The 4577-nt window shown below is 72.3% G+C and carries 2 protein-coding genes; both read right to left on the minus strand.

The annotated features are described in order from the left end of the window. Nucleotides 1–1674: beta-ketoacyl synthase N-terminal-like domain-containing protein (locus AB0H32_RS46915; protein ID WP_361135432.1), on the minus strand; the 1674-nt coding region annotated here is incomplete at its 3' end. A 39-nt stretch (nucleotides 1675–1713) separates the two neighbouring features. Next, nucleotides 1714–4577, minus strand: a 2864-nt coding sequence (locus AB0H32_RS46920; RefSeq protein WP_361135435.1) for an SDR family oxidoreductase, incomplete at its 5' end; no start/stop codon positions are given.

The following is a 4577-nucleotide window of genomic DNA, read 5'->3' on the forward strand; positions in this document are numbered from 1 at the left end:
ACCACCCAGAACCACAGCCCGGTGCTCGAACACCGACCGCGTCGCCGCCAACGACCACGCCACATCCGCCGGTTCAAGCCCCGGCCGGGCCGCAATCCATTCGCGCAAGCGTCCCGCCTGCGCCGTCAAGCCCTTCGCCGACCGGCCCGACACCACCCACACGGCAGGCCCACCGGCCTCCACCACCGCAGGCACAACCACCGGCTCGGCCTCGCCATCCGCTTCGTCCAGGGCGGCCTCGGCCGTCTCGGCGTCGGCCGTCTCGGCGTCGTCGGCAGGGGCGTTCGCGTTCTCGGCCTCCTGGGCCGGAGCCTCCTCCAAGATGATGTGCACGTTGGTGCCGCTCATCCCGAAGCCCGACACACCGGCGCGGCGCACCCGGTCGTCCGCCGTCCACGGGACGGACTCGGTCAGCAGCCGCACCGTACCGGCCGACCAGTCCACGTGCGGCGTGGGTTCTTCCACGTGCAGCGTGGCGGGCAGCTGCCTGTTGTGCAGCGCCAGCACCATCTTGATGATCCCGGCCATGCCCGCGGCCTGCTGGGTGTGGCCGATGTTGGACTTCACCGAGCCCAGCCACAACGGCCGTCCCTCCGGCCGCTCCTGGCCGTAGGTGGCGAGCAGCGCCTGGGCCTCGATCGGGTCTCCGAGCGGGGTCCCGGTTCCGTGTGCCTCGACCACGTCGACGTCACCGGTCGACAGGCGGGAGTTGGCGAGAGCCGCCCGGATCACCCGCTGCTGGGAGGGGCCGTTCGGGGCGGTCAGTCCGTTGGACGCACCGTCCTGGTTGATCGCGGAGCCCCGCACCACCGCCAGCACACGGTGCCCGTTGCGCCGGGCGTCGGAGAGACGCTCCACCACCACGACACCGGCGCCCTCGGCCACTCCCATGCCGTCGGCCGAGGCCCCGAAGGTCTTGCACCTTCCGTCGGGGGACAGCCCGAGCGACTCGTTGAAGTCGGTGAACAGGACGGGGGTCGCCGCCACGAACGCGCCGCCGACCAGTGCCGTGGAGCACTCACCGGCGCGCAGCGCCTGGCAGGCCAGGTGGAGCGAGACCAGCGATGACGAGCACGCCGTGTCGACCGTCACCGCCGGGCCCTCGAGACCGAACGTGTAGGACAGCCGGCCGGACAGGATGCTCATGGCGTTGCCGGTCATCACGTGACCGTCGTGCTCACCCAGCCGGCCGCCCATCCAGCCGTAGCCGGATGCGGACGCGCCCGCGAACACGCCCGTGGCGGAGCCGCGCAGCGAGGCGGGGTCGATGCCGGCCCGCTCCAGCGCCTCCCAGGCGACCTCCAGCAGGAGCCGCTGCTGCGGGTCCATCGACAGGGCCTCCCGGGGGCTGATCCCGAAGAATCCCGCGTCGAACTCGGTCGCGTCGTAGAGGAAGCCGCCGGCGTGCACCTTCGCACGGCCGGACCCGGAGTCGTCGGGGTCTCCGACGTCCCAACCGCGGTTCTGCGGCAGCCCGGAGACCGCGTCCGTACCCGTGGCCAGCAGGTCCCACAGTTCTTCGGGGCTGCGCACGCCGCCGGGAAAACGGCAGCTCATTCCGACGATCGCAATCGGCTCGTCGCTGGCCGCTTCCATTTCCTGCAGACGCTGGCGAGTCTCATGCAGATTAGCGGTCACCCGCTTGAGGAAGTAGCGGAGCTTCTCTTCGCTCACTTACGTCACCTCGTCGAGGAAGTCGCGGCGTACGGCTTGTCAGTAGATGCCAAGTTCTTTTCCGATGAAATCGAAGACTTCGTCGTCGGTTGACGATTCGAGCTTCTCCGCGACACCGACCTCGGCGATCCGGTCCCGCGCTTCTTTCCACTTCGACAGCACGACTTCGAGGCGGTTCGTGATCTGGGCGGAGTCCTCGTCGCCGGTTATCGCGGCGAGCATTCCTTCCAGTTTTTCCAGCTCGGCGAGCACGGGCTGGGCCGGGCTGGTCTCCTCGACGTGGCAGGCCCTCAGGTGGCCGGCCAGCGCGGCGGGAGTGGGGTAGTCGAACAGCAGCGTGCTGGGCAGGCGCAGGCCGGTGGCCGTGCTCAGCCGGTCACGCAGTTCCACCGCGGTCAGCGAGTCGGCGCCGAGGTCGGTGAAGGACCGGTCGGCCTCGACCGCGTCGACGCTTGCATGGCCCAGTACGGCGGCGGCCTCGGTGCGGACGATGTCGGTCAGCATCCGGTCCTGCTCCGCCCTCGACAAGCCGGCCAGTTTCTGGGCCAGTGCGTTGCCGGCCTCGGAGTCGGCCGGGCCGTCGTCGTCCTGTGCGGCGGCCAGCGCCTCGATGACCTCGGGCAGGCTCTCGATGAGCGGGCTGGGCCTGCGTACGGTGAACGGGGGCGCGAACCGGGCCCAGTCCACGTCGGCGACCGTCATCAGCCGGTCCCGGCCGTCGAGTATCTGTGCCAGGGCCTGGATGGCCTGTCCGGGCTCCAGCAGGTGCAGCCCGCGCCGTTGCATCTGGGCCGCGTCCTCCAGGTCGGTCATGCCGCCGCCGCCCCATGGGCCCCAGGCCACCGAGGTCGCTGCCAGCCCGCGGGCCAGGCGGCTCTCCGCCAGGGCGTCCAGGAAGGCGTTGGCCGCCGCGTATCCGGCCTGCAGGCCGCTGCCCCATGTGGAGGAGATGGAGGAGAAGAGGACGAACGCCTCCAGGTCCAGGCCGGCGGTCGCGCGGTCGAGGGCGACGGCGCCGGCCGCCTTGGCCGCCAGTACCGTGGCCAGTTCGTCCACCGACGTCTCGTCCAGCGGGGTGGCCTGTGCGATGCCTGCCGCGTGCATCACCGCGGTCAGCGGCGGGCCGTCGGCCCCGATCCTGGTGATCACCGCGGCCAGTGCCGCGTCGTCGGCGGCGTCGCACGCGATCAGCTCGACCCGCGCCCCGGCCGTCGCCAGCTCGGCGGCCAGCGCCGCGGTACCCGCCGCACCGGGCCCTGACCGGCTGGTCAGCACCAGCCGCGGAGCGCCCCGGCCGACCAGCCAGCGCGCCACGTGTCCGCCGATGGCACCGGTACCGCCGGTGATCAGCGCACTCCCGCGCGGCACCCAGCGCTCGGCGGAGCCGGCCGGCTGCGCGGCCCGGGTCAGCCTGCGGCCGAGGATCCCGGCCGGGCGGATCGCGACCTGGTCATCGCCGCACCCGGCGAGCACGGCGCACAGCCGGGCCGCGGCCTCCTCGTCGAAGTCGGCCGGCAGGTCGATCAGGCCGCCGCCGTGGTCGGGATGTTCCAGGGCGCAGACCCGGCCGAGGCCCCACGTCTGTGCCTGCACGGGACTGGTCGGTGCCTCGCCGGGTACGGCCGCGACTGCGCCGCGGGTGAGCATCCACAGCGGCGCGTGGACCGCCAGGGCGATCAGGGTCTGGACCAGCGTCTGGGTTCCGGCCAGGCCGTTCGCCAGCACCGGGTGGGCAGGCAGCGGTGTCTCGTCCAGTGCCAGCAGCGATACGACCCCGGCGACCCCGTCGTCCGGAATCGTCGTGCGCAGCTGTGCGGCCATCCGCACCGGGTCGGCCGTCTCGGTGATCTCGGCCAGCACCACGTCGGCGCCCCGGCCGGACAGCGCCTGCACGCACGCGCGTGTCAGTTCGTCGTCGGCTTGCCCGGCCGTGGTCACCAGCAGCCAGCGGCCGTTCAGCGCCGCCGGGCCGGGCTCGGCGACCGGGGCCCAGGTCACGCGGTAGCGCCAGTTCGCGGTGGCCGAGCGGTCCCGTTCCCGGCGCCGCCACGACGTCAGCGCCGGCAGCACTTCGCCGAGATGCTGCCGGTCCTCGATCGCCAGCGTGTCGGCGATCCGCGTCAGGTCTCCGCCCTCGACCGCGGACCAGAACTCGGCCTCGGCGGCGGTGCTCGCGCCGTCGCCACCCGCGGCCTGTCCCGCGGTCGGCAGGGCCAGTACTCCCTTGGGCCAGTACCGCTCGTGGCGGAAGGCGTAGGTGGGCAGTTCGACCCGGTCCGCGGTCGGCAGCAGTGCGGCCCAGTCCACGGCCGCCCCGTTGACGAACGCCCGCGCCAGACCGGTCAGCAGACCGCTCACGCCCTGCTCGTCACGTTCCTTGCGCCGCTGCAGCGGGACGAACACACCCTCGCCCACTCCGGCCACCGCATCCGGACCCAGCGCCGACAACGAACCATCCGGACCGACCTCCAGGAACACCGACACACCCTCGGCCGCCAGCGTCCGCACGGCATCCGCGAACCGCACCGCCTCCCTCGTCTGCGCCGGCCAGTACCCCGCCCCACACTCCGTCAACACCTCACCGGTCAACGCACCCGCCCACACCAACCGCGGCCGCTCATACCTCAACTCACCCGCCACCGAAGCGAGTTCGTCCAGCACCGGATCCATCGCCGCCGAATGGAACGCACGCGACACCCGCAGCCGCCGCACCCGACGACCCCGCTCCCGCCACAACTCCACCACCTGCTCAACCCCGGCTTCCACACCGGAGACCACCACCGACTCCGGCCCGTTCACCGCCGCAACCGACACCCCCGACACCTGCTCAAGCCCGGCAAGAACCTCGGCCTCCGAAGCACCCACCGCCGCCATCGCCCCACCAGCAGGCAACCCCTGCATCA

The organism is Streptomyces sp. NPDC020362 (genome assembly GCF_040642095.1).
Taxonomy (GTDB): Bacteria; Actinomycetota; Actinomycetes; order Streptomycetales; family Streptomycetaceae; genus Streptomyces.